This is a genomic window from Microbulbifer magnicolonia, assembly GCF_035117725.1.
GTDB lineage: Bacteria > Pseudomonadota > Gammaproteobacteria > Pseudomonadales > Cellvibrionaceae > Microbulbifer > Microbulbifer magnicolonia.
This window is the reverse complement of the sequence record NZ_JAYEFD010000002.1, coordinates 980,207-1,005,227: the sequence shown is the minus strand read 5'-3', so window position 1 is coordinate 1,005,227 and position 25,021 is coordinate 980,207. Positions and strand designations below refer to the sequence as shown.

Genomic DNA, 25,021 nt, shown 5'->3' with positions numbered 1-25,021 from the left:
GCTGGCGAATAGTTTAGGCATTTTGGACGGGACCGCGCAACGGGCACGGGCCCTATCCCATGTTCCCCGCTCCCGAAGCGGGAGAGGGGAACAGGAGGTATCAGGCTTTTTCCAGCGTGACCGGCAACGCCTCTTCGCCGCCCTTGCGGCCCTGGACCTTCTGCCGCAGCACTTCGATGACCTTGTACAGGTTCGGCACCAGGATCAGGGTCACGAAGGTGGCACAGAGCACGCCGAACGCCAGGCTGACCACCATCGGGATCAGGAACTGCGCCTGGATCGAGCGCTCGAACATGATCGGCACCAGCCCGACGAAGGTGGTGATGGAAGTCAGGATGATCGGGCGGAAGCGGTCGCGCCCCGCCTGTACCACCGCGTCCATCACCGCCATACCCTCGGCGCGCAGCTGGTTGATGCGGTCCATCAGTACCAGGTTGTCGTTCACCACCACGCCCGCGGCGGCGAGGAAGCCGAGCATCGACATGATGCTGATATCGTAACCCAGCAGCAGGTGGCCCAGGATGGCACCGAAGAAGCCGAACGGCACCGCGGTCAGGATCAGCAGCGGTTGCGAATAGGAGCGGAAGGCGATCGCCAGCAGCGCGTAGATCGTAAACAGCGACAGCACGAAGAAGGCCAGAATCGCCGAACTGAATTCCTCCTCTTCCTGCATTTCACCGGCGGTCTTCAGGCTGAAGCCGCTGAACTGCTTCTCCCACTGGGGCACTTCCTTTTCCCGTAGCTGTTGCAGTATCTCGTGGGCCGAGGCCGCACCCGGGGTCAGTTCCGCGGTAATGCGCACGGTGCGCTCGCGGTCGCTGCGGCGGATGGTGGTATAGCCGGGCACATAGACCGCGTCGGCGACCGCACTGAAAGGAATCTCCCCCTCGTTGGTGCGGATGCGGATGCGGTCGATCTGCTCCTCGCTGGCCCGCTCCTCTTGCGGGTAGCGCACCATCACGCGCACGTCCTCGCGGCCGCGGGGAATGCGCTGCACCTCCTCGCCGTAGAAGCCCTGGCGCACCTGCTTGGCGACGTCGGCGAGGCCGATGCCCATATTGGTGGCGTGGGGCTTCAGCTGTATCTCGATATCCCGGCGCGCGCTGATCAGGTTGTCGCGCACGTCATAGACACCGGCGTAATTGTTGAGCGCCGCTTTTACCGCATCGGCGGCCCTGCGCAGCTCGTCCATGTCACCCGAGGAGGTGCTCAGGTTCAGGGACATGCCGGCACCACCGTCGTTGAGCGTGTGGTGAATGCGCATCTCCTCGACGCTGGCCGGCAGTTCGCCCACATATTCGCGCCAGCGCAGTGCCAGCGCTTCCGATGTCACGTCGCGCTGCTCACCTTCGGCCAGCTGCAGCAGCACGGTGACATTGCCGCGCCACAGGAACGCCATGGTGTTCTCGACGAACGGCCTGCCACCATTCAGCTCCAGCATTTCGGCATCTTCGCCGACCTTGACGGCGGCGCGCTCGAACTGTTCCATGACCCGTTTGGTTTCCTCGAAGGATTCGCCGGGCGCCATGGTGGTGCGCAGTTGCAGCAGATCCGAGGGCACTTCCGGCGAGAAGGCGGAACCGATATAGCCGCCGCCGAATACCGCGAAGGACAGCAGCAGCGCCATCAGGAAGGCCATCACCGTCGCGCGGCTGTTGCTCAGGGACTTCTGCAGCAGCGGCATATAGTACTTGTCACAGGCTGTCTTCATGCCGCCGGCAAACTTTGCGCGCAGCTTCTGCAGCTGCAGCCCCAGACCGGACTTGGCCTGCCGCTCCGGCTTCAGGTTCACCAGGTGCGCCGGCAGGATCAGCAGCGACTCGATCAGGGAGAAAGACAGCGCCAGCAGCACCACCACCGGCAGCGACAGCATCATCTGCGACGTGTAACCCGGCAGGAACAGCATCGGCACGAAGAACACCATGGTGGAGACCACGGCAAAGAGTACCGGTGACGAAACCTGCTTCACGCCCTCTTCCGCCGCCGCCAGTCCGGTCACGCCGCGGTCGTGCGCGGCGTGCACCGCCTCGCCGACGATGATCGCGTCGTCGACCACGATCCCCAGGATCATCAGGAAGGCGAACAGCGACAGCATGTTCAGCGTCACGCCGGTGGTCGGCAGCAGCCAGAAGGCGCCCATAAAGGCGGTGGCGATGCCCACGGTGACCCAGACGGCCAGCGCCGGGCGCAGGAACAGCATCAGCAGGATGAACACCATTACCAGGCCGCCGATGGCATTGCCCAGCAGCATGCTCATGCGGCCCTCATAGGCGTCGGAGAAATCGAACCAGACCTCGAACTGCATACCCGGCGGCAGCTGCTCGCGGGCCTCCGCCATAAATTCTTTGATCGCCTCGGCGGTCGCCACCACGTCCAGCGGCTCGCCCTGCATCACGCGCAGGTTCATCGCCGGCTTGCCGTTGAAGCGGATCACCGAGCCCTCTTCCTCGAAGCCGTCCTCGATATCCGCCACGTCGCCCAGCAGCAGCTGGGTGCCGTCGGCGCGGCTGATCAGCGGGATGCGGGCGAAGTCGTCGGCGGTATAGGCCTGGCCGCGGGTCTGCACCTGGATGTCGCCGCGGTCCGAGCGCACCATGCCGGCGGGCAGGTCGAGGGACGAGCGGCGCACCGCATTGGAGACGTCGTCGAAGCTCAGGTTGTAGCGGCGCAGGTCCAGCTCGGAGACTTCGATGGACACCTCGTCGGCGCGCTCACCCCAGATGTCCACCCGGCGCACGCCGGGCAGCAACATCATCTTGTCGCGCAGATCCATGGCGGTGTCTTTGAGCAGGTGCGGGGAGACGGGACCGCCGATGGCGATCATCATGATCTCCTGCTCCCACTCCTGCAGTGCGACGACCGGGCGCTCGATATCGGAGGGGAAGGTGTTGACGCTGTCCACCTGCATCTTGATGTCGTTCAGCAGACGCAGCTCGTCGTAGCCGTCCACCGCCTTGATTTCCACGGTACTGTGGCTGCGGCTGGACCAGGAGTTGACCTCCTTGATGCCCTTCACCTCGGAAATGGCCTGCTCCACCCGCTGGGTGACCTGCTGCTCCACTTCCGCCGGGCCGGCGCCGGGATAGCTGATATCCACCCGCACTATGCCCGGATTGATGGCCGGGAAAACCTCGCGACCGATATGACTGATACCGAAGATGCCGCCGATGATGATCATGATCATCAGCAGGTTGGCGGCCTTACTGTTGCGTACGAACCATCCGATGATGCCCTGCATGATCAGCGCGCTCCCTGGGCGGCGCCCGCGGCCGGATTGACGCCCGCAGAGCTGGCGGTCGAGTCGGCGGCGGCGCCGCCACCCTCACCGAGCATCAGGCCAGTGGGCTTCTCGTTCAGCGGATTGGCGGTGATCACCATGCCCTCGCGGGAATAGCCGAGGCTGGACACGATCACCCGCTCGCCGGGCGCAATATCACCGCGCACCCAGACATCCTCTTCCACCGCCTGCAGCAGCTGCACGTCCTTGAACACCAGCTTGTTCTCCGCGTCCAGCACCAGCAGGTGGTCGCCCTCGTGCAGGGCCTGGCGCGGCAGGCGCAGGATGTTATCGAAGGTCTTGCCGGCGATGTCCGCCTCGACGAAGAGGCCATTCACCAGCGGCGCCTCACCCTGGTAGGGATTAGCCACCTGGGCCACCGCGTAGACGAAGCGACTGTTCGGATCGATGCTGGCCTCGGTGCGCACCAACTGACCGCGCCACTCGCGCTCCTGTCCGGCGATACGCGCGGACAGGCGTACGGCCGGGCCGTTTTCGATCGACTGGCCCAGGGGCAGGTTCAGCAGGGAGAGCTGGTGGTCGGTCAGTGGCAGGCGCACTTCGGCGATGCCGGTGCTGTGGATCTTCGCCAGACGGGTACCCGGGGTGACGTACTGGCCCAGGTCGACAAAGGTTTCCACCACGCGGCCGGCGAAGGGCGCCTTCACGCGGGTGCGCTCCAGGTCCAGCTTGGCCTGGTCGCGATCGGCGCGCGCTGCGGCGACGGCGGCCTCGGCCGCGGAGAGTTGCGGCTTGCGCAGGAAGAGGTCGTTGGCGGCGGCGGAGCCGAGGTCGCGCCACTCGCGCTTGGCCTGCTTGGCGCGGCCCGCCTCCTGGGCGAGGGTGGACTGGGCGTTGGCCAGCTGGGCCTCGGCGCGGGTCAGCTGGTGGGCGTAGTCCGCCGACTCTATCTGCACCAGTGCATCGCCCGGGCCGAAGAAGCCGCCGGGCACGAAGGCATCGTTCACACTCTCGATAACGCCGCCGACACGGGCCACCACTTCGATCTCGTGGCGGGCGCGCACCGTACCCTGGCTCGGTACCAGCAGCGTCTGGCGGCCGGGCTCGGCGTAGATCACGTCGGCCACCGGCGGCACCTTCGCTTCGACAACTTTTTCCTCAGGTTTTGGCGCAAGCCCCAATGTCAGACCAATAACTGCGACGCCGGCGATAACGACGATCGCCAGAAGCTTGTTTTTGTTGGAAAGTTTCACAGACACCCTCTAACCAATAAAGACCTGAACTGGTCAAATTTTAACTAGTTGCGCATTCTACTGGAGTTCGACAACAAATGATGCCGTTTTGGATGCAGGCCACCGCACGGTCCTGCGCTTCGCCGCATAAAGCGGCATGGACTGCCGTTTTACACAGCCGAAGGCTGCCCGATGGGTGAGGGCCATGGATGGCCCGCATGAAACCTTTCTCGATGCGCCCGCGTGACGCATAATGCCCGGCCGAATTTGCCCCTGTAGGAGCGGCCCCGGGAACGCCGAGCTCCAGCTCGGCATTGCGGGCCACAGGCCCGCCCATCGCGGCCATGGGCCGCTGGCCGCCCCGCCGCTCCTACAGAGAAGAAAGCCCCGCAGAACGGATGTAAAAATAAGATGTTGGATATCAACGTTCGAATCGCCGAAGAACTCAATGTACGCCCGCAGCAGGTGACCGCCGCGGTGGGACTGCTGGATGAAGGCGCCACGGTGCCGTTTATCTCCCGCTACCGGAAGGAAGTGACCGGCGGCCTCGACGACACCCAGCTGCGCACCCTGGAAGAGCGCCTGCGCTACCTGCGCGAACTGGAGGAGCGCCGCGCCACCATCCTCAAGAGCATCGACGAGCAGGGCAAACTGACCCCGGAACTGGCGCAGCAGATCAACGCCGCCGACACCAAGAACCGCCTCGAAGACCTCTACCTGCCGTACAAGCCCAAGCGCCGCACCAAGGGCCAGATCGCCATCGAAGCGGGCCTCGAGCCGCTGGCCGATGCGCTGTTCAGCGACCCGTCCCTGAACCCGGAAGAAGAGGCGCAGAAGTACCTCAACACCGATAACGAAGACGCGGCCCTGCACGTCAAGGACATCAAGGCCGCCCTCGACGGCGCCAAGTTCATCCTGATGGAGCGTTTCGCCGAGGACGCCGAGCTGCTCGGCAAGCTGCGCGATTTCCTCAAGCGCGACGGCCAGGTGAAATCCAAGCTGCTGGACGGCAAGGAAGAGGAGGGGGCCAAGTTCCGCGACTACTTCGACTACGCCGAGGACTGGGCCAAGGTACCGTCGCACCGCGCCCTGGCGATCTTCCGCGGCCGCAACGAGGGCATCCTCGCCCTGAGCATCGGCCTCGAAGATGATGAAGAGCGCCCCGCTACCGCCGGCCATCCCTGCGAGACGATGATCGCCAGGCATGTGGAGATTTCCGACCAGGGCCGCCCGGCGGACAAGTGGTTGGGCGAAGTGGTGCGCTGGACCTGGCGCATCAAGCTGCTGACCAGCCTCGAAACCGACCTGATGGGCGAGCTGCGCGAGAAGGCGGAAGAGGAGGCGATCAAGGTCTTCTCCCGCAACCTGAAAGACCTGTTGCTGGCCGCGCCGGCCGGCCACAAGGCCACCATCGGCCTGGACCCGGGCCTGCGCACCGGGGTGAAGGTGGCCGTCGTCGATGCCACCGGCAAGATCCTCGACCACACCACCATCTATCCGACGCCGCCGCAAAACCGCATCCAGGAAGCCGCCGCGGTGATCGCCGCGCTGTGCAGCAAGCACAATGTCGGCCTGATCGCGATCGGCAACGGCACCGGCAGCCGCGAGACCGACAAGTTTGTCGGCGAAACCCTCAAGCAGTACAAACTCAGCGCGCAGAAAGTGGTGGTGAACGAGGCCGGTGCGTCCGTGTACTCCGCCTCCGAATTCGCCGCGCGCGAGTTCCCGGACCTGGATGTGACCATCCGCGGTGCCATTTCCATCGCGCGCCGCCTGCAGGACCCGCTCGCCGAGCTGGTGAAGATCGATCCCAAATCCATCGGCGTCGGCCAGTACCAGCACGACGTCTCCCAGACCCAGCTGGCCCGCTCCCTCGACGCGGTGGTGGAAGACTGCGTGAACGGCGTCGGCGCCGAGCTGAACTCCGCCTCGGCACCGCTGCTGGCGCGCGTGTCCGGCCTGAGTGCGTCCATTGCCGCCAATATCGTCAGCTACCGCGACCAGCACGGCGCCTTCAAGAGCCGCAGCCAACTGAAGGATGTGCCGCGCCTCGGGCCCAAGGCCTTCGAACAGGCCGCCGGCTTCCTGCGCATCAACAACGGCGAGAACCCGCTGGACAAGTCCGGCGTGCACCCAGAATCCTATGTGGTGGTGAAGCGCATCGCCGAGAAGAACGGCCGCGAGATCAACAGCCTGATCGGCGACTCCGCCTTCCTGCGCAGGCTGAACCCGGCCGACTATACCGACGACAAGTTCGGTGTGCCGACGGTGACCGATATCATCGCCGAACTGGAAAAGCCCGGTCGCGACCCGCGCCCGGAATTCCGCACCGCCAAGTTCGAAGAGGGCGTCGAGGAGATCAAGGACCTGCGACCGGGCATGGTGCTCGAGGGCACTGTCACCAACGTCACCAACTTCGGCGCCTTCGTCGATATCGGCGTGCACCAGGACGGCCTGGTGCATATCTCCGCGCTGTCGGAGAAGTTCGTCAAGGACCCGCATGAAGTGGTCAAGGCCGGCGACATCGTCAAGGTGAAAGTGATGGAAGTCGACGTGGCGCGCAAGCGTATCGGCCTGTCCATGCGCATGAGCGACGAGCCCGGCGAACAGGGCAGTGGCGGCGTCAAGAAGGGCGACCACCGCGAGAGCCGCCAGGCGCAGAAGCACAACAACCGCAACCGCCAGCAACAGGGCGGCCAGGGCAATGGCCGCGGCAGTATGGGCGACCTGCTGATGGCGGCGATGAAAGACAAGAAGTAAAAAGCACAAAGGGCGATCGATTGATCGCCCTTTTTTTAACTGAACAATACCTGATCCGGCGGACTGCTGAATTGCATCCACTCGCCAGTCTCGGGGTGGGCGAACGCCAGTTCCGTCGCATACAGCAGCAGCCGCGGCGCCGCCGCCAGGGCCTGCGGATGTGCGTAGAAGGGATCGCCGAGGATCGGGTGGCCAATCGCCTGCAAATGCACGCGCAACTGGTGCGAGCGCCCGGTGACAGGCATTAACCGCACCAGGCTGATACCGCCCGCTGACGAGATTTTCTCCCAGCGGGTCACGGACGGCTTGCCCAGCTCGAAATCCACCTTCTGCCGCGGGCGGTTGGGCCAGTCGCAGATCAGCGGCAGGTTGATCTCCCCGGAGTCGTCCACCAGCTCTCCCCAAACCTTTGCACAGTAGACTTTTTCAATCGCGCGATTGCGAAACTGGGCGCTGAGCTGCCGGTGCGCCTCGGGGCTGCGCGCCATGATCACCAGGCCGGAGGTGTCCATATCGAGGCGGTGCACGATCAGGGCGCCCGGATAGCGCTGCTGCGCGCGGCTCGCCAGGCTGTCGCGATGCGCCGGATCCCGCCCGGGCACGCTCAATAGACCGCTGGGCTTGTCCAGCACCAGCAGTGACTCATCTGTGTAAACCACCGACAGGAATGGCTCGGTTGGCGGACGGTATTCCCGCAACTTTTCGCTCCAACATCAATAACATCGACAGCCGCGGTTTTGGCGCAGGTGCAAAAGATCGATCGCGGCCATGGGCCGCACCTGCAAGTTTTTTCCACCTCCTCCTATAGGAGCGGCCCATGGCCGCGATCATACTATCGGCAACCGCGAAACTGTCTACTTCAAGGACACTTCCAACGGACGCTCGCACCGCTGCGGCGGCGCCGCCAGGATGCGCTTCAGCAACGGCAGCCCCCGCCGCCAGCCGAGGATACTCTGCGCTGTCACCACGCCGCCGAACATGGCCCCGGCCACGCCGCAGCTCATGATGTCCTGCCCCGTCAGATAGAGCCCGCCGATACGGCTTTTCGGCCGCAACCAGGACTGCTCGAAGCGGTTCGGGTCGTGATCCAGACCGTAGATCTCGCCGCGCGGGTAGCAGCAGAAATAATCGGTGGATAGCGGCGTGGAAAGCTCACAGTAATCGATCTGCCCGCGCAACTGCGGGAAGTGTTTGAATAAATGCTCCAGCAGTCGCTGGCTGAACTGTTCTTTCAGCGCCTCGTAGTCCTCGCCGCGCTTTCCCCAAGGCTGGTCGTGCCACCGGGCAAACCACTCGTATTTTCCCGGTGCGACGATTTCGATGGTGGCGCGACCCGGGTAGCGCTGGTTAAAGCTCGGGTCCTTGGCGGAGGGGAAAGAGATATAAACGAGCGGGATTTCCTCGGCACTGCGATCGAGAAACTTCTGCATTGCCGCCTCGTAATCCGCGCTCGGGTATAGCCAGTAATTGGTCTTCGGCAGGCCCAGCTCTTCCGCGGTTTTCCGCAGGCCGATATACAGGCAGATATGAGCCATCGATGGCTTGACGGTTTTCAGGTCGCGGCTGTAACCGGTCCGCTCACTGGTACTCTGCGGCAGCAGGCGCTCGAAGGTATTGAAGACACCCGCGTTGGAGATGACCAGCGGCGCTTCTATTTCCGTGCCGTCTGCCATGCGCACACCGCGCACCCGGTTGCCGTCGAGCAGCACGGTTTCCACTTTTGCGTAGGTGAACACCTCGCCGCCGCCGGCCTGGATCTGCGGAATGATGGTCTCGGCGATCTTGCTGGCACCGCCCACCGGGTAGTAACCGCCGTAGAGATAGTGCTTCACGATCAGCGCGTGAATGATGAAGCTGCCGGTCTTGGGCGTCATGCCGTTGTCACCCCACTGGCCGGTCAGCACCGCGATCAGCTGCTCGTTGTCGGTGAGTTCGCGCAGCACCTCATAGGTGGTCTCGTTCAGCCAGGCCGGCTCGCGCAGCCTGCGCCACAGCCTGATGCCGGGAGCACACCAGCGCGGCAGCAGTTTCTCCAGCGTCAGCAGCGGCATCGCCCTGGCCACCGCATTCACCCGCCGCAGGTACGCCTCGATGGTGCGCTCTTCACCGGGGAAACGCCGCACCAGCTCCGCGACAAACTCGTCGCGCCCGGCGCGCAGGTCGTACTGTTCGTCGCCGATACAGATGCGGTCATAGGTCTTGTCCATCGGCGCCCAGTGCAGCTTGCCGGCAGACAGGAAATCGAACAGCTTGCGGGTCATTGTCGGGTGATCACCGACGTCGCCGATATAGTGCACGCCGACATCCCACTCGTAACCGTTGCGGTCGTAGGCGTGGGTGAAGCCACCGGCCGTGTAGTGCTGCTCCAGCACCAGCACTTTTTTGCCCGCCGCACTCAACATGGCCGCGGTGGTCAGGCCGCCGATACCGGAACCGATCACCAGCGCATCGTAGGGGCCCTGGAGTCGGCTGGGGCGATAGCGCCGCCCCACGCGCAGGCGGCTGGGCTTGGGGGCGCTGCGCGCCGCTGCAGTTGAGTCCGACATATTGGCCTCGTCACGATTGTTGTTATCGCTCAACCATAGCGGCGCAACACACAATATGCAATTAATTGCATATCAGGCAGCTCGATGAAACTGGCGCCCGGACCTTTACCCGCATATACACTTTATATATGCTTCGTATATTGAACCGAGGTGGACAATCATGGGTATAGTAAAAATTTCCGAAGACCTGCACGATGAAATTCGCAGGGCGAGCTCGGCCATGGCCCGCTCGATCAACGCCCAGGCGGAATTCTGGGTCAGGATCGGCATGCTGGCCGAGCTCAACCCCGAACTCAGTTACAACCAGCTCAGCAAGAGACTGCTGCGCACACAGGCGCCGTCGCTGGAAGAGCTGACCCGTGAATAGCGTCGCGACAAAGACTACCCGCGAGCAGGCGCTGATGCGCGATGCCGGCCGGCTGCTCGCCCGGGTCTTCGCGATGCTGGACGAATTTATCGCCCCCGGCGTTTCCACCATGCAGATCAACGACAGAGTCGAGGACTTTATCGTCAACACGCTGCACGCGAGACCGGCCAGCAAGGGCCAGTACGACTATCCCTTTTCGCTCAACACCTCCATCAACGAGGTCGTCTGCCACGGCATGCCGCGGGAATCGCAGTTGCTGCAGGACGGCGATATCGTCAATGTGGATATCACTCTGGAGAAAGGCGGCTACATCGCCGACTCCAGCAAGATGTACCTGATCGGCAGCGTCTCCCCGGCGGCGAGGCAGCTGGTCGACACAACCTACAAGGCCATGTGGGCCGGGATCGACGCCGTAAAGCCCGGCGCCACCCTCGGCGATATCGGCCACGCGATACAGCGCTGCGCCGAGAGCCGCGGCTACAGCGTGGTGCGCGAATACTGCGGCCATGGCAAAGGCCGGGAAATGCACGAGGAGCCACAGGTACTGCACTATGGCCGCCGCGGCAGCGGCGCGCTGCTGCGGGAGGGCATGACCTTCACCATCGAACCGATGATCAACCAAGGCAGCCGCAAGACCAGGGTGAAGAAGGACGGCTGGACCGTCGTGACCCGGGACGGCAAGCTGTCGGCGCAGTGGGAGCATACGGTGCTGGTCACCGCAACCGGCTGCGAAGTGCTTACCCTCAGGGAGGAGGAAGCACTTCACCGCTAGAAAACGCTTACGCGGAGTTTTCTACCGCTTTGTCGGTGCCCTTGGACGCGCGCTTGTCCCGCATTTTTCCAGTCACCGCCCAGGCCAGCAGCGCGAACCAGGCCACCCAGGAGGCAATCGCGGGAATATTGGCCAGGAAAATCTTGCCCAGGTGGCGGCGGTTGAAGAAGAGCGCGGCAATCACAGGTAGAAACCATACAGCGAGAAAGAAGAGCGCGAACAATATGCCCTTGGCCAGGCCCATATTGGTGAAAGCGTCGATAAAGCTCGCCAGCGTCTGCTCGAAATCGGTAAACATTTGCAGTTCCCTCGTTAATTGACTGATTCGATTTCTACAGTCCCCACCGAGCGCACTTCCTTACAGAAAATTTTCGCTTTTCTGCTGCAGCTCGCCAAAGATTTCCCGCTCGCGCTTGCTGCGCAGCCAGACAGCCAGGCTCCAGCCACCGAGCAAACCGGTGACGGCCAGAATCGTGAAGAGCCCATTCAGTGAGACGAAACTGAAAGAGGGCTCGATCAAGCCGAATTTCCCCAGCAGTTCCCAGCCGGCAAAGATTGCCAACTCGGCTGCGTACAGCAGCCAGGCAAAACGGATCGCACGGTAATTTCTGTCGATACGCAGTAGCGCCAGATCGATATAGGCCTGCGTCGATTCCTCCGGCGGACACCAGAGTCCGCGGCGATTGGCAACGGAAAAGCTCACCGCCCAGGCCACCAGCGCAAACACCACCAGCGCCCAAAAGAATCCGGCCGTGTCCCACTTTGTGGCGGCAAACAGGATCGCATAGGTGCAGAGTGCTATCGCGGCCAGCCACTCCAGCGCCGCGCCGATCCGCATACGCCACTCCTGCCGCCGCACCCGGCGGCGGATCTCATCGGGCACAGGTGCCGCGGCGGGCTGTTCGCGCCACAGATTTTCCAGCGCCTGCCACTGTTCGTCTGTTTCCCGTTTCATGTTTCTCACTCTCCAGCCAGGCGGGCGCTGAGACGCTCGCGCGCGCGGTTCAGGCGCACGGCCACATTGGACTCGCTGATACCCATAACTTCAGAGATCTCCGCATAACTGAGCCCTTCGAGGCGCAGGGTCAATGTCTGCCGCAGCCCCAGCGGCAACTGCTGCACCGCCCGCACCAGCCGCTCGGAATCGCGCTGATCCTGCAGTCGCTGCTCCGGTCCGGGTGCGTCATCTTCGATGGTCTCCAGTTCTTCCGTGCCCGTGTGCGCGGCGCGCCGCCGCGCCAGCTCGGTGACGCTGCGGTTGTGGGCGATGCGGAACACAAAGGTCTTGAGACTGGCCTCGCCGCGGAACGACGGCAGCGCGCGCCACACGGCCAGCCAGATTTCCTGCACCAGGTCGTCGCGCTCGGCGGTGTTGCGCACATAGCTGCCCGCGACCCGGGAAACCCCCGCGCCGCAATCGGCCATGGCTTGTTGGAACAGGCGATCGCGCGCGTCCACAGGTCTCTCCATCCTTTTATCAGGAGTACTGTATCGGCGCGGCGGAAAAACTTACAAAAAATTTATGCAAGCTCGCTCTCAGCTACGATGTACCGATTCACGCGAGTTCACCGCGGGCGCAGTACCTCAGCGTACAGTTGCGCTAAACTCGCGCAAAATTGCCGCCTGTCCGTCATTGAGTGCCCCATGGCCAAATCCGACTTCGAAGACCTGAAACTCGACAACCAGCTCTGCTTCAGCCTCTATTCAACCTCGCTGGCAATGAGCAAGATGTACAAGCCGCTGCTGGAGAAGTTGGGGCTCACTTACCCGCAGTACCTGATGATGCTGGTGCTCTGGGAAGAGGACGGCATCACCGCCACCGAGCTGGGCCAGCGCCTCGGGCAGGACAAGGGCGCGCTGAGCCCGGTGATCAAGCGCCTGGAAGCCCAGGGACTGATCGACCGCCGCCGCGACCCGAAGGACGAGCGCCGAGTTCACCTGCGGCTCACTGCCGCGGGCAGATCCATGCAGCGCGAAGCGCAAGTGATTCCCGAGCAGGTACTGCGCGCCACCGGCCTGGACCGCAAGTCCGTGCACCAGCTGAAGGCGCAGATAGAAGCCGTGCGCCGGGCCCTGAGCAGCCTCGACGGCGCCACCGACTGATTCGTCACCCTCCCGCAATTCCTTGCCAAGCCGCGCCAGCAGCTGCTGTCGACTGAAGCTATCAGCACAATAGCAATAAATGATTATCGCAATAACCGTAAGCGCGATAACTTTCTCTCCGTACCCAACACGGTCACCTAGACTTCTGAATCAATTCCACGAGGAGACAGTCATGCAAGTACTCTACAAAGCCGTAGCCACTGCCACCGGAGGCCGCGACGGCCAGGCCAAATCTTCCGACGGCATCCTGGACGTAAAACTCAGCACCCCGAAGGAACTGGGCGGACCCGGCGGCGACGGCACCAATCCGGAGCAGCTGTTTGCCGCCGGTTACTCCGCCTGCTTTATCGGCGCGATCAAATTTGTCGCCGGCCAGGAAAAGGTCAAGGTGCCGGACGACACCAGCGTGCGCGGCGAGGTGGGCATAGGCCCGATCAACAACGGCAAGGGTTTCGGCCTGGATATCGACCTGTATGTCAGCCTGCCGGGACTGGACCAGGCGACCGCGGAAAAGATCGTGAAGCGCGCGCACGAGGAGGTCTGCCCCTACTCCAACGCCACCCGCGGCAATGTGGATGTGCGCGTGCACGTCGCTACTTAACAACCACTCGCAGTAATCCCCCGCAGTTCGGAGGTAAGAGTCATGAAAAAGTCACCCGTATCCAAAGTCGTCTTCTCGCTGCTGTTCGCCCTGGATACCGCCATCGCATTTGGCGCCGGCTCGCCGGGCGTGGAGCAGAACACGCAGAAGTTCCTCGAAGCGCTGGAGCAGGGCGGCGGCAAGCCGATCGAGCAGCTGTCGCCCGTGGATGCGCGCGCGGTGCTGATCAAAGCCCAGAAAGGCGTGACACTGCCGCCGGCGGATGTGTCGGAAAAGACCATCCAGGCAGACGGCAAGCCGCTGAAGCTGGTCGTCGTCAAGCCCAAAGGCGCCAAGGGAGCCCTGCCGGCATTTATGTTCTTCCACGGCGGCGGCTGGGCCCTGGGCGACTACCCGACACACGAGCGCCTGATCCGCGACCTGGTGAACGATTCCGGTGCGGCGGCGGTGTACGTGGACTACACCCCGTCCCCGGAAGCCAAGTACCCGACCGCGGTTGAGCAGGCCTATACGGCGACCAGGTGGGTCGCGCAACACGGCGAGGAAATCGGCGTGGACGGCTCCCGCCTGGCGGTGGCCGGCAACAGCGTCGGCGGCAATATGGCCGCGGTGGTGGCGCTGATGGCCAAGGACAAGGGCACGCCGAAGATCCGCTACCAGCTGCTGCTGTGGCCGGTGACCGATGCCAACTTCGATACCGCGTCTTACAAAGAGTTTGCCGAGGGCCACTTCCTGACCCGCAACATGATGCAGTGGTTCTGGGACAACTACACTACCGATCCCAAGCAACGCGCCGAAATCTACGCGTCGCCGCTGCGCGCGACTACCGCGCAACTCAAAGGCCTGCCGCCGGCAATGGTGCAGACCGCGGAAATGGACGTGCTGCGCGATGAGGGCGAGGCCTATGCGCGCAAGCTGAACGACGCCGGCGTGCCGGTGACCGCGGTGCGCTACAACGGCATGATCCACGACTACGGCCTGCTCAACGCACTGAGCAGTGTGCCGGCGGTGCAGGATGCACTGGAACAGGCGGGCGCGGAGCTGAGGGACCACCTCCAGTAAAGTCTCACACCGCAACGCAAGAAGGCCCCAGATGGGGCCTTTTTTGCATTATCAGCCCCCGAGTTCAGCGGAATAGGTATCTATATCTGGGACCGGACAGCTGTAAGTAGTTGATTTACTTAGGACCGATTTTGGATATAGAGAATGAGGATCATGGTGGGATATAAAGAAAGGCGCTTGTTTTGCCCGCCATGGTCAGATCAAAAGTCCGCAATTGATTGTTAAGCAGTTTTTCGGCAGGCTCTGTGGAGTGCTCGGGATATAAGGCCTCTGTGATATAAAGACCCATTCCTTTGAATTAACTGTTATACGTACAAGACCGGAGGATGAATTGAAGAATTTGGCTTTTCTGGCTCCCCTGAGCATCATCGCAATGACAGCTTGGGCAGTCTTCACTGATTTTATGCCAGTCATGATTCTCCTCTTAGCTCTGTCGCTTATTGGGGCATTTTTCCGGTTTAAGAATAGAGAAGATGAGGTCTGGTTAAAGAGGCTGAATTTCTCAATTTTTGCCTCAGCTATTGTTTCTGCCGCATTGGTGATCTATGGGCAGAAATACGTATAACCAGGCGCTGCACCGGACGGCCAACGCTATGCACCTTTGTGCTGGTCGCTTCGCTCCCATTTTTGCACAAAGGTACATAGCATTGTCCGCCGGTGAGCGCGGCGTTAGCTGTCCTACATATCGAGGTTCTTATAAATATGGAATACCCAGTTAGTGGTTCATGCCAATGCGGTCAAGTCACCTATAGACTCTTTAAACCACCGATCGCCGTGGCCGCATGTCATTGCAAGCAATGCCAAAAACTCTCAACCAGTGCTTTTAGTCTCACTGCAATGATAGATTCTGATGCCATTGAGATACGTGGTGAAATGACCGAATGGAGCCGGATTGCCGAAAGTGGAATTACAAGTGCAGCCAAATTCTGCCCGGTGTGCGCCAATCACATATACCATTACAATCCAAGCAACCCTAAACATCTAATGCTTAAGCCATCCACACTTTCAGATACAAGTGCTATCAACCCCACGATTCACGTTTGGGTTAGTGAAAAGCAAAATTGGTTTCAAATACCAGTAGGCGTATTGACCTATGAAACACAGCCATAAGCAGCTAACAAACGCGTCAATTAGGACGCTCGCAAGTTCGCGCCTTTTACGCGGGCGTTAGGCGTGCGCGGAGCCAACAGAAGATGAACCCCCAGCTTATTCAATCGGCCGCTATCGAACTGGAACGACTGCTTCAGAAGTACGCTGCTGAGTACGAGCAGGCGGGGATCGCTCAAGAAAAGTATGCGAGCCTGCTTGATCGGGCGAAGCATGGAACGATCACAAGCCCCACGAGTGAGCTTCCCGCCGTTGGTACTGGGGAATATTGAGCGTATTGATCTGCCGAACCATGAAGCGCGGGATGCTCAGTGAGCATCATCCAGGGTCGGGTAGGCCTGTCGCACTCGACCGTCTCGCTGTATCTCGCTGCCTTGCAGCGGGAGCAAATGGAGGAAAGAGCATGTTTACTCCGAATTCCATTCCCTATCAGCAACAACCTGGCTTTCAGCGCACCTACCGCCAAGGCCGCCTGAGCCTAGGTCTTTTCTTCCCCCTCGAAGCCTTTACCGGCGATATGCCGAGTATGCTCGACCAAGTAAGCTTGGCCCAACGTGCCGAAAAGCTGGGTTTCTCTGCCCTCTGGTTTCGCGACGTGCCGTTACGCGACCCCAGCTTCGGTGATTCGGGCCAGGTGTTCGATTCCTGGGTCTACTTGGGTTTTATGGCGGCACACACTCGCTCGATTGCGCTGGGTACCGCGTCGGTCATCCTGCCAATCCGTAATCCCCTACATACACACTGCCAAGGCCGCAGCGAGTGTCGATCAGCTCAGTGGTGGCCGTCTGTTACTCGGCGTGGCTTCCGGTGACCGTCCAGTAGAGTTCCCAGCATTCGGTGTCGACCCGGAGCAACGCGGCAGCCTGTTCCGCGAATACCTCAAGGTATTTCGCGAGGTTCAGCTCAGCAGTTTCGTGCCTTTGACCTGGTCCGGCGGCACGCTTCAGGGAGCCGATCTGATTCCCAAGCCGACCACGGCGGAAATTCCTTTCTTCGTCACCGGCCATAGCCGCCAGACGCTGGAGTGGATCGCCCGCTGCAGCCATGGCTGGATCAGCTATCCGCGTGCACCGAAGGCTCAGCAGGTGGTTGTCGAGGGCTGGTGCGCGGCGGTTCATGCCGAATGTGGTGAACTGTTCAAACCCTTCACCCAGTCGCTATACATTGACCTGACAGATAACCCACAGGCACCACCACGGCCGATCCACCTAGGCTATCAACTGGGACGGCATCACCTGATCGCGCTGCTCTACAGCTTGCAGGAGGTCGGCGTAAACCATGTGATTATCAATTTGAAATACGGCCAACGCCCCGCTGGTGAGGTCATTGAGGAAATCGGTCAATTCGTTTTACCTGACTTCGCCATGTCGGCATAAGCCGGTCAAGTACCGCACGGAGGAGGCCTTCGCCAGGTGGTTAAAACCTAACCGAAGAAGGCCAGGGTGCGAACCTCGATACTTTCGCGCGGCGGGGCTCCTGGCGGCGTATTGGGGTCCTGGAAGGCGGTATGGGGGGTGAAGCGGGCACGGCCGTCGTGACGCGAGTCATACCCTTTGATCAGCAAGGCCTCGTCACGGCCCATGTCCGGAAAATAGTACCAGCGGTGGAGCGGATTGTAGGCCAGGTGGTAGATCTCACCGATACGGTCCGGATAGACCATGTCGGTGGCCAGCAGGTCATCGGGGTCGAGCGTCGATGCGTCCAGCAGGGCCAGCGGCGAACGCTTGACGGGCCCGCTTATGGGGCGCCAGAGGTTGATCTGAGCCACCGGCACCGCTGCCAGCGCGTCGGCCTGTTCCCTGCCCAGCACTTCGCGGATACGCTCAGGCCCTGAGCGCTCGGTGTAGTCATTATGCACACGGCTGGCCGGGCCGCGAATACCCCGTTTCTCGGCATCGCTACGCCGGGTGTGGTCGAAGATGACGACCCGGCTCGCGCCCGTCAGCTCCTTGATCAAGGCCTCAACCTCGGCATAGTAGACGTTTTCCACCGACGTATCGTCGTAAAGGTCGTCGACCACCGTATCGCGCCGATGAAGTTCGAACCCCTGCTTGTCCAGAGAGAGGCTGTCTACCAACGGTCGTCCGTTGTATATCGTGACTTCGCGCTCCTCCTGCTCGGCAAAGTAGTGCGGTTCACTTTCACCGGTCAGAGCCTCGGTATGCACATAGGGTTTCGCGTCGTGCTTGACCAAATAGGTGAGCGTCGTAGTGATGCTGGCGGGCATGTCAGTCGTGCGCTGCAAGAAACACCTCCCGGCCTGCTGAGCGCATCCAGGATGGTGTCATCGTGGCGGCGCGGTAGCATGCATGTAAGCTTCTAGGCTTCTTACCTACCAAGTCTAGGCCTTCCAACGGGAACTTTCCCTATCGAATTTATGCATTAGAATGAGCACCAAACGCCCTCGGAGCTGCATGGCCCCGACCGAAGCGATCGGCCGCCTCAGGTAATGGCCACTGACAATGACGATCACGATCGCACCGACCCCAGCCCGAACCGTCTGGCCAACGGCAGCGCGTGACTTCAACTCTGAAGTGCAACATTAATCAGTTTTCATACAGCCGCTCCCAGGGGGTTTGAAAGCCGAAACGTTTGCGGGGTCGGGTATTGAGCCGATCCGCGATGGCATCACACACGCCTTGGGTCACATGGCGCATCGTCTTCCGCTTGGGCAGATACTGGCGAATCAGGCCATTCAAGTTTTCATTACTGCCCCGCTCCCAGGAGTGGTACGAGTTGGCGAAGTAGAAGCGCGCGCCGGTCGGGGCCTCGATCTCGGCGTAGCCGTGGAACTCCGTGCCGTTGTCCGCGGTAATGGTCTTGACCGGTAGCCCCCGGCGCTTGATCAAGCCTATTGCCACACGATTAAGGGCGTCCTTGGTCTTGTGGCCCAGCTTGCCGATCAGGACTACAACGCTGCGCCGCTCGTTGAGGGTGACGATACAATCCTTGCCGGGATCGGTGCCCAGCGCCGTATCGATCTCCCAGTGGCCCGGTTCGGCGCGTGTGTTGGCCGGCTCGGGGCGCTCGGAAATATGGCGTTTGCCGGCTAGGCGCCCGCGGCTATCGCAGGCCCCGTAGCGCTTACGCTTGAGCTTGCGAGCCCCGCGCAACTGCGTGTGGAGCCGCCCGCCCCGGGCCTTGTCCCACCAAACGTGGCGATAGATGGTTTCGTGGCTGATCGAGAGCTTGCTTATCGCCTTGAGCCGCCCGGCGATCAGCGCCGGGCTCCATTGCAAGGCCAGCAGGCTCTCGACAAAGCGCCACTGCTGATCGGTGAACCGCCGGCCTCGTCGCGAACGTGCCCGGCGGCCGTTGGTCCGCTGGGAGGCCTTCTGGGGGCGGTAACAGCCGTCATAGCGGCAGATGTTGCGGGCAAACTCCCGGCTGATCGTGCTGCGGTGACAGCCCAGTGCGCGTGCCATTTGGGCCCGGCCGAACTGTTACTTGCGCAACTCAGCCAACGTATACCTCTGGTGTGAGGTGACCCGGCGATACCTCATGCCGACGCTCCTTTTCTTGGCGGAGGAGAAGCGTCGTCAGTATCCCAGGTCACCTCCCTTTTTCCACAGGGGCTTGTTGCGGTTAGTTTATGAATCCGGGTCGTCTAACATCTGCTTGGAGCCGACGTCGCCGCTAATGCGGCGCCGCGGCTCAAACAGGCGTTATAAACCCAGATGAGAAGAATCGTTGGAAACTGACCCACTAATAAAATGGAATGAGCTAAACAAAAGCAATGCGGAGCATGCTTTTGTTTCCGCAATGTATACGTCTGTAGTTGAAACTGGCCCTATAGTTGATAAGTTTTCAACTTGGTTGCTTGCCGGAACTGGAGCGACCGGAGCGCTCTTGATATCTCAGATTGAATCCGTTCTGCCCTACCTAGGGAAGTTTGATTTTAGGGTGTGTATTTCACTACTGGTGATCTCGTCTTTACTCGGTTTTCTGTCAAAATATTTCTCAATTCTTTGCCAAATACAAGTCAGATCTATTACTGTTCTTCCTGAAAAATTAGAAAAAATATTCTCAGATCATGAAAAAAATAAAGAGGAGATAATTGAGATTGCAAATAAGAGAGGCATAACGCTAGAAACAGAAATCGATATTAACAATGTTTTGAAAGAATTTTCAAAGCCATTTCCAAAGTTAACGAAATGGATGATACAGAGACAGGGAAATAGAGGTTTAGAAAATAGGCAAATCGGTTACCAAGCTGCTGCAATCCGTTTCCACAAGCAAGCTATCTACACATTCTTACAGGGGCTATCTTTTGTTCTGTTTCTCTGCTCAGGTGCCTGGTTCGCACAAAGTTTATAACAAGCGCAAGCAGAATGCTTATGCCCTTAGGGTCTCCGCGGGACGCCCGATGCTGCGGTACTGAGGCTGTAGAAAAGCTCGCACGAGCCTTCATCGGATAAATCTTTCGTGCGAAGAGTGCCCTGAAATTCATTTTCCATACGGTAAAATTCCAGAATTTATATAGAAGCTAGATTTTCCGGGGAAGATTGAATCATATGTAGAGACTGAAGCTTTTTCCAGCTTCGTTAGACCTTAAAAAAGAACTGAAATCATGAGATCACTGACCCAAGAAGAAGCCAAGGCATTTTCGGAGCATTGGCTTCCCGCGTGGACCGGCAACAATCCAGAGTTGTTGGCGAGCTTCTACTCAGACGATGCCTTCTACCTTGACCCCGCCATCCCCGATGGCGTAGAGGGGAAGGCTGCGCTGCTCGCTTACTTTCGCAAACTTCTGGCTCACAACCCGGATTGGGTATGGACCCAGTTGGAAGGTATTCCGCTGCAAGGCGGATTTCTCAATAAGTGGCTGGCTCGAATTCCCGTTGGAGAAAAGGAGCTGGAGATCGTTGGCGTCTGTTTCGTCCAGTTGGACCGTGAAGGCAAGATCAAGCGAAACGAGGTGTACTTCGATCGCGCGCAATTGCTCGCGGAGATCGAACGTGCCAGGGGAAACTAGGCCGTGCAAGGCCATTCAGTAAGCTCCTCTGCTAAGCGCTGGAGCAGGCGGGAGCGGAACTCAAGGACCACCCCCAGTAAGATAGCGCGATACCAAAGCAAAGAGGCCCCTCAACCGGGGCCTCTTCGCATTCTCACCGATGCCGCAGGGCTACTCTTCCTCGCGCAATAACTCCCGCCGCTGCCGCTGATAATCCGCATAGGACTGGTCGTACTGCTGCAGGCAGTCGCGATACTGGGGGCCGGAATATTTCTCGCAGTTATGCAGCCGGTTCCGCTGTACCGAGTCGTATATCTGCTGATTGCTGCATGCGGCCAACACGACAAGCGGCACGGCGAGTAGTCCCTTTTTCACAATCCCGACTCCGATAAATGTTCAGTCTCTGTCTTTTTCCAGAGTGTGCTTTTCGCCGCCGGACATTTCGTCCAGTTAGGTTTTTATGATTTTCCAGCCGTGCTTCAGATAAAAATTATTCGCCTTGTGATTGCCGGCAAAGCTCTCCAAACGAATGGTGTTATAGCGCGGAAACAGGTTGTTCTCCATGTGGGCCAGCAGCCTGCCCCCCAGGCCACCGCCGTGCCTTTCATGGTCGATCATCATCAGGTCGATCAGATTGTCGGTGCACACGGAAAAGCCCAGCACCTGGCCGTTACCCACGATAACTTCGGCAGAGCCGAGATGTTCCGCCAGATAGTCGTCGGAGGGCCCGGATAAAAACCAATCCACACCCTCATCCCCCCCAAAAAAAACGCGGTAGTTCTTGTCGATGGTGCGGCGAGCTATTGCCTGCATCTGGGCGAGATCGTGAGGTTGCGCGGGCCTGATTGCTATATCCATTCTGCCCCGATGTCACTCAACGGCCGGCCATGGCAGCGCCGGCAATCTGGAAGCCAATACGCGCAGCCGTGCGCGCGGCGTGATCCTCGATATCGAAATAGGGATTGAACTCGGCCATATCGGCGAGGCACACCTTGTTCGAATCCAGCACGCTATCCAATAGCGGCTCGATGAGTTCCAGCGACACACCGCGCCCGGCCGGAGAGCTGACGGCGGGCATCACCGCCGCCGGCAGCACATCCAGGCAGAAGGTCAGGTAGACGAAGTCCACACCATCGATAAATTCGCGGATCTGCGCCTGTACATTTTCCAGATTCCAGCTGCTGATCTCGCGGTCGCGGATCACTTTCGCGCCCAGCTCGTCGGCGCGGTTATACAGCGCCGGCGTATTGGCGCTGTCGGCGGCGCCGACGCAGAGATAATGGAACGGGCGGCCGTTGATCTCGCACTGCTCGGCGATCTGGTAAAAGGGCGTGCCGGAGGAGCCCTTGGGTGCGGGGATGCGCAGGTCCAGGTGGGCATCGAAATTGATAATGCCGAGGGTCTTGTCGCGCTGCAGTTCCCGCATCCAGCGCGCTATGCCCTGATAGCTGCCGTAGGCAATCTCGTGACCGCCGCCCAGCACCAGCGGGAAGTGGCCGCCGTTTAGCAGTTCGGTAATACGTGCGCCGAGCATCGACTGCGCGGATTCCAGGTCCTCCTTCTCGATTTTCACGTTGCCGGCATCGTACAGCGGCGCGTCGAAAGTGGCCGGCAGGTTCGCCATCGCCAGGCGCAGGATGCGCGGCCCCTTAGCGGCGCCAATGCGGCCCTTGTTGCGGCGCACGCCCTCGTCGGAGACGAAGCCGAGAATCGCGAGGCCCGCAGGACTGTCCAGCTGCAGTGGCCTGACACGCTGGTGCCACCGTTCACCGGCCTTACCGTCTTCAGTGTCGGTGCGGCCGCTCCACAGGTGCATGTCAGCCAGCTGTAACATCTCTGCCTCCTACTGTTTTACCTGCGAAGAAGATCTGTGCGGGTTTCAGTGCGCCCACTTCGTAAGCCAGCTGGTCGGGTGTCTCCATCGGCCACAGCACCATGTCCGCGCGCAGCCCCGGGCGCAATGCGCCGCGGGAGCAGCAGAGCCCCAGTGCGCGCGCCGCCGAGCGGGTCACGCCGGCCAGCGCCTCGGCGGGCGTCAGGCCGAACAGGTTGCAGCCCATATTCATCATCAGGCGCAGCGACGCGATCGGGCAGCTGCCCGGGTTCAGGTCGGTCGACAGCGCCATCGACACACCCGAAGCGCGCAGCTTTTCCACCGGCGGCATCTGTGTCTCGCGCAGCGTGTAGAAGGCGCCGGGCAGCAGGACCGCGACGGTGCCGCTCTCGGCCATGGCGGCCACGTCCGCGTCGGTGATGTATTCGATATGGTCGACAGAGAGCGCACTGGCCCTGGCGGCCATCGCGGTGGCGCCGGTGCGCGCCAGCTGTTCCGCATGCACCTTCACCGGCAGGTCGAGTTTCTTGGCGCAGTCGATCACCCGCTGGCACTGTTCGACGGAGAAGGCGATGGACTCGCAGAACATGTCCACCGCGTCGGCGAGCTGCTCTTTCGCCACCGCCGGCAGTATCTGCTCGCACACCAGGTCGATGTATTCGTCCGGGCGGCCGTCGTACTCCGGCGGCAGCGCGTGGGCGGCCAGGCAGGTGGTGGTGATCTCCACCGGGTAGTGCTGGGCCAGGCGGCGCGCGGTGCGCAGCTGTTTCAGCTCGGTGTCCAGATCCAGGCCGTAGCCGGATTTCACCTCGAGCGTGGTCACACCTTCGGACATCAGCGCCTGCAGGCGCGGCTCGGCGGCGCGGTACAGCTGTTCGGCGCTGGCCGCGCGGGTCGCGCGCACGGTCGAGAGAATGCCGCCGCCGGAGCGGGCCACTTCCTCGTAGCTTTCGCCGCCGAGGCGGCGGGCGAATTCCGACGCGCGGTGACCGCCGTACACCAGGTGGGTGTGACAGTCGATCAGGCCCGGCGTCAGCCACTGGCCCTCGCCGTCGAGGGTCTTGTCCGCGGCGCAGTCCGGCAACTCCCTGCGCGGCCCCAGCCACACGATCTTGCCGCCGGTCACCGCCACGGCGGCATCCTCTACGGCACCGTAGGCCCCGGCAATGGAGGGATCCATGGTGGCGGCGTGGACATTGGTAATCAGCAGATCACAGCGTTCTGTCATAGGCTCACATTTACGGCGCTCTCGCACAGGACGACCCGTCTCCGGGGTCAGGGCGGCGCGGTTTTCCTTTTTCTAACCATAGACGCTCGGTCAGTCGACCGAACGGATTTATCGGCGGCCGGTCCGGCTGACTAGTGGTCCAAGCGGTACATTCAGTAACCGATCTCTTCGCCACAGGCGCCGGTGCGGCGTTGAAAAAGCTTGAATTAGCCCTGCTAGTCCTGCGCTTTTTCGCCTTGCCCCGGAGCCTGTGGCTGTGAGCTTTAGTTACCGAATGTACCGCTTGAACCACTAGCCAACCGCTTGACAGTCACCCCCGGGGCGACCATAGTTGCCACAATCTTGTATATACAACCATATACAAGTTCATACAGCACTGTACCCGAGTTTATGCCCAACCCCAAGAACACCGCGGCAGGTAATGAGCCCCGCTACGCGGCGATCAAGCGCCATATCCGCCAGCAGATCGAATCCGGTCTGTGGCCGGTGCACTTTCGTGTGCCGTCGGAAAACGATCTGGCGCGGGAGTTCCAGGTCAGCCGCATGACCGCGCGCCGCGCCCTGACCGAGCTGACCGACGAGGGCGTGCTGATGCGCTCCCAGGGCCTCGGCACCTTTGTCGCCGAACCGGTGCCGGCGGGCTCGCTGCTGGAAGTGCGCAATATTGCCGACGAGATCTCCGCCCGCGGCCACAGTTACAGCAATCGCATTCTATTGTTGCAGGAGTGCGAGGCCGCGGCCGACGTGGCGCGCGCCCTGGGCATGCCCGAGGGCGCACGGGTATTTCACTCGATCATAGTGCACTGCGACAACCAACTGCCGGTCCAGTGGGAGGAGCGCTTTACCAATCCGGCACTGGCGCCCGAGTACCTGCAGCAGGATTTCAGTGCCACCACGCCCAACGCCTACCTGTCCAGGGTAGCGCCGCTGACCGAAGCGGACACCACCGTCGAGGCGATTGCAGCAAAACCGGCGATAGCGGCGGCACTGGCGATAGAGACGAACAGCGCCTGCCTGCAGATCTGGCGGCGCACCAAGAGCAGCGTCGGCACCGTGAGTTTCGCGCGGCTGGTGCACCCGGGCAACCGCTACCGACTGGGAGCGCAGCTCCGATTTTAGGAATTCACATCTGTAGGAGCGGCCCATGGCCGCGATCAGAGTCGAGAGAAACCTGGAAGCCCAATCGCGGCCATGGGCCGCTCCTACAGCGAAATTAT

Annotated in this window: 26 protein-coding genes and 1 pseudogene; 14 read left to right on the top strand and 13 right to left on the bottom strand. The window is 61.1% G+C overall.

Translation table 11 applies throughout. From position 1 onward, the window contains the following. Positions 1-100: 100 nt before the first annotated feature. The gene (locus RRF64_RS13730; protein ID WP_323846457.1) at positions 101-3,238 is read right to left on the bottom strand and encodes an efflux RND transporter permease subunit; all 3,138 of its coding nucleotides are present in this window, start codon (positions 3,236-3,238) and stop codon (positions 101-103) included. A 2-nt stretch (positions 3,239-3,240) separates the two neighbouring features. Next, complete coding sequence (locus RRF64_RS13725; RefSeq protein ID WP_323846456.1) at positions 3,241-4,491, bottom strand: efflux RND transporter periplasmic adaptor subunit; 1,251 nt, start codon at positions 4,489-4,491, stop codon at positions 3,241-3,243. A gap of 390 nt (positions 4,492-4,881) precedes the next feature. Between RRF64_RS13725 and RRF64_RS13720 the strand changes: the two genes are divergently transcribed. After that, complete coding sequence (locus tag RRF64_RS13720; RefSeq protein ID WP_323846455.1) at positions 4,882-7,230, top strand: Tex family protein; 2,349 nt, start codon at positions 4,882-4,884, stop codon at positions 7,228-7,230. A 35-nt stretch (positions 7,231-7,265) separates the two neighbouring features. Here RRF64_RS13720 and RRF64_RS13715 read toward each other — a convergent pair whose 3' ends face one another. Both RRF64_RS13715 and RRF64_RS13710 read right to left on the bottom strand, forming a co-directional pair. Continuing rightward, entirely contained in the window at positions 7,266-7,928 is a 663-nt protein-coding gene (locus RRF64_RS13715) for a pseudouridine synthase (protein WP_323846454.1), read from the bottom strand. 156 nt (positions 7,929-8,084) lie between these two features. After that, positions 8,085-9,776, bottom strand: a complete 1,692-nt coding sequence (locus RRF64_RS13710; RefSeq protein WP_323846453.1) for a phytoene desaturase family protein — start codon at positions 9,774-9,776, stop codon at positions 8,085-8,087. A 160-nt stretch (positions 9,777-9,936) separates the two neighbouring features. Here RRF64_RS13710 and RRF64_RS13705 point away from each other — a divergent pair, with 160 nt between their 5' ends. Further along, a complete protein-coding gene (locus RRF64_RS13705; protein WP_323846452.1) occupies positions 9,937-10,143 on the top strand; it encodes a ParD-like family protein in 207 nt (68 codons plus the stop codon). Continuing rightward, positions 10,136-10,915, top strand: a complete 780-nt coding sequence (gene map, locus RRF64_RS13700; RefSeq protein ID WP_323846451.1) for a type I methionyl aminopeptidase — start codon at positions 10,136-10,138, stop codon at positions 10,913-10,915. The genes RRF64_RS13705 and map overlap by 8 nt, the downstream gene beginning before the upstream one ends. A 7-nt stretch (positions 10,916-10,922) precedes the next feature. Here map and RRF64_RS13695 read toward each other — a convergent pair whose 3' ends face one another. Genes RRF64_RS13695 through RRF64_RS13685 form a run of 3 tightly spaced genes read right to left on the bottom strand, consistent with a single transcriptional unit; the run spans position 10,923 to position 12,373 of the window. Further along, a complete protein-coding gene (locus RRF64_RS13695; RefSeq protein ID WP_323846450.1) occupies positions 10,923-11,213 on the bottom strand; it encodes a superinfection immunity protein in 291 nt (96 codons plus the stop codon). Positions 11,214-11,273: 60 nt separating this feature from the next. Further along, entirely contained in the window at positions 11,274-11,870 is a 597-nt protein-coding gene (locus RRF64_RS13690) for a hypothetical protein (RefSeq protein WP_323846449.1), read from the bottom strand. A 5-nt stretch (positions 11,871-11,875) separates the two neighbouring features. After that, entirely contained in the window at positions 11,876-12,373 is a 498-nt protein-coding gene (locus RRF64_RS13685; protein ID WP_323846448.1) for an RNA polymerase sigma factor, read from the bottom strand. A 186-nt stretch (positions 12,374-12,559) separates the two neighbouring features. On the opposite strand from RRF64_RS13685, the gene RRF64_RS13680 reads away from it, so the two are divergent. The 8 genes from RRF64_RS13680 (at position 12,560) to RRF64_RS13645 (ending at position 17,164) form a co-directional block, all read left to right on the top strand. Then, complete coding sequence (locus RRF64_RS13680; RefSeq protein WP_323846447.1) at positions 12,560-13,018, top strand: MarR family winged helix-turn-helix transcriptional regulator; 459 nt, start codon at positions 12,560-12,562, stop codon at positions 13,016-13,018. 172 nt (positions 13,019-13,190) lie between these two features. Next, on the top strand, positions 13,191-13,619 hold the full coding sequence (locus RRF64_RS13675; RefSeq protein WP_323846446.1) for an organic hydroperoxide resistance protein: 429 nt from the start codon (positions 13,191-13,193) through the stop codon (positions 13,617-13,619). A 42-nt stretch (positions 13,620-13,661) separates the two neighbouring features. Then, positions 13,662-14,681, top strand: coding sequence for an alpha/beta hydrolase (locus tag RRF64_RS13670; RefSeq protein ID WP_323846445.1), 1,020 nt, complete (start codon positions 13,662-13,664; stop codon positions 14,679-14,681). Between the two features lie 331 nt (positions 14,682-15,012). Further along, positions 15,013-15,246: a hypothetical protein gene (locus RRF64_RS13665; protein ID WP_323846444.1), complete on the top strand. Its 234-nt coding sequence runs from the start codon at positions 15,013-15,015 to the stop codon at positions 15,244-15,246. Between the two features lie 137 nt (positions 15,247-15,383). Then, entirely contained in the window at positions 15,384-15,791 is a 408-nt protein-coding gene (locus tag RRF64_RS13660; RefSeq protein WP_323846443.1) for a GFA family protein, read from the top strand. An 83-nt stretch (positions 15,792-15,874) separates the two neighbouring features. After that, entirely contained in the window at positions 15,875-16,060 is a 186-nt protein-coding gene (locus tag RRF64_RS13655; RefSeq protein ID WP_323846442.1) for a hypothetical protein, read from the top strand. Between the two features lie 131 nt (positions 16,061-16,191). Further along, entirely contained in the window at positions 16,192-16,599 is a 408-nt protein-coding gene (locus tag RRF64_RS13650; protein WP_323846441.1) for an LLM class flavin-dependent oxidoreductase, read from the top strand. Continuing rightward, positions 16,586-17,164 (top strand): LLM class flavin-dependent oxidoreductase, encoded by a 579-nt coding sequence (locus RRF64_RS13645; RefSeq protein ID WP_422732629.1) that lies wholly within the window; start codon positions 16,586-16,588, stop codon positions 17,162-17,164. The genes RRF64_RS13650 and RRF64_RS13645 overlap by 14 nt, the downstream gene beginning before the upstream one ends. Positions 17,165-17,211: 47 nt before the next feature. Here the strand turns inward: RRF64_RS13645 and RRF64_RS13640 are convergent, their stop codons facing one another. Further along, entirely contained in the window at positions 17,212-18,033 is an 822-nt protein-coding gene (locus RRF64_RS13640; protein ID WP_323846440.1) for a CmcJ/NvfI family oxidoreductase, read from the bottom strand. A 301-nt stretch (positions 18,034-18,334) separates the two neighbouring features. Beyond that, a pseudogene (locus RRF64_RS13635) lies at positions 18,335-19,291 on the bottom strand (IS30 family transposase). A gap of 187 nt (positions 19,292-19,478) precedes the next feature. Here RRF64_RS13635 and RRF64_RS13630 point away from each other — a divergent pair. Both RRF64_RS13630 and RRF64_RS13625 read left to right on the top strand, forming a co-directional pair. Next, positions 19,479-20,105, top strand: a complete 627-nt coding sequence (locus RRF64_RS13630) for a hypothetical protein (protein WP_323846439.1) — start codon at positions 19,479-19,481, stop codon at positions 20,103-20,105. Between the two features lie 253 nt (positions 20,106-20,358). Next, the gene (locus RRF64_RS13625) at positions 20,359-20,763 is read left to right on the top strand and encodes a nuclear transport factor 2 family protein (RefSeq protein ID WP_323846438.1); all 405 of its coding nucleotides are present in this window, start codon (positions 20,359-20,361) and stop codon (positions 20,761-20,763) included. 150 nt (positions 20,764-20,913) lie between these two features. Here RRF64_RS13625 and RRF64_RS13620 read toward each other — a convergent pair whose 3' ends face one another. From RRF64_RS13620 to hutI, 4 genes are all read right to left on the bottom strand, one after another. Further along, a complete protein-coding gene (locus tag RRF64_RS13620) occupies positions 20,914-21,117 on the bottom strand; it encodes a hypothetical protein (protein WP_323846437.1) in 204 nt (67 codons plus the stop codon). A 75-nt stretch (positions 21,118-21,192) separates the two neighbouring features. Next, positions 21,193-21,600, bottom strand: a complete 408-nt coding sequence (locus RRF64_RS13615; protein ID WP_323846436.1) for a GNAT family N-acetyltransferase — start codon at positions 21,598-21,600, stop codon at positions 21,193-21,195. Between the two features lie 16 nt (positions 21,601-21,616). Next, complete coding sequence (hutG, locus tag RRF64_RS13610) at positions 21,617-22,576, bottom strand: formimidoylglutamase (RefSeq protein WP_323846435.1); 960 nt, start codon at positions 22,574-22,576, stop codon at positions 21,617-21,619. After that, positions 22,560-23,804 carry an imidazolonepropionase gene (gene hutI, locus RRF64_RS13605; RefSeq protein WP_323846434.1) on the bottom strand — a complete coding sequence of 415 codons (1,245 nt, stop codon included), beginning with the start codon at positions 23,802-23,804 and terminating at the stop codon, positions 22,560-22,562. Before hutI ends, hutG begins: the two co-directional genes overlap by 17 nt. A 390-nt stretch (positions 23,805-24,194) precedes the next feature. Between hutI and hutC the strand changes: the two genes are divergently transcribed. Continuing rightward, positions 24,195-24,923, top strand: a complete 729-nt coding sequence (gene hutC / locus RRF64_RS13600) for a histidine utilization repressor (protein WP_323846433.1) — start codon at positions 24,195-24,197, stop codon at positions 24,921-24,923. The last annotated feature ends 98 nt before the right edge of the window (positions 24,924-25,021 follow it).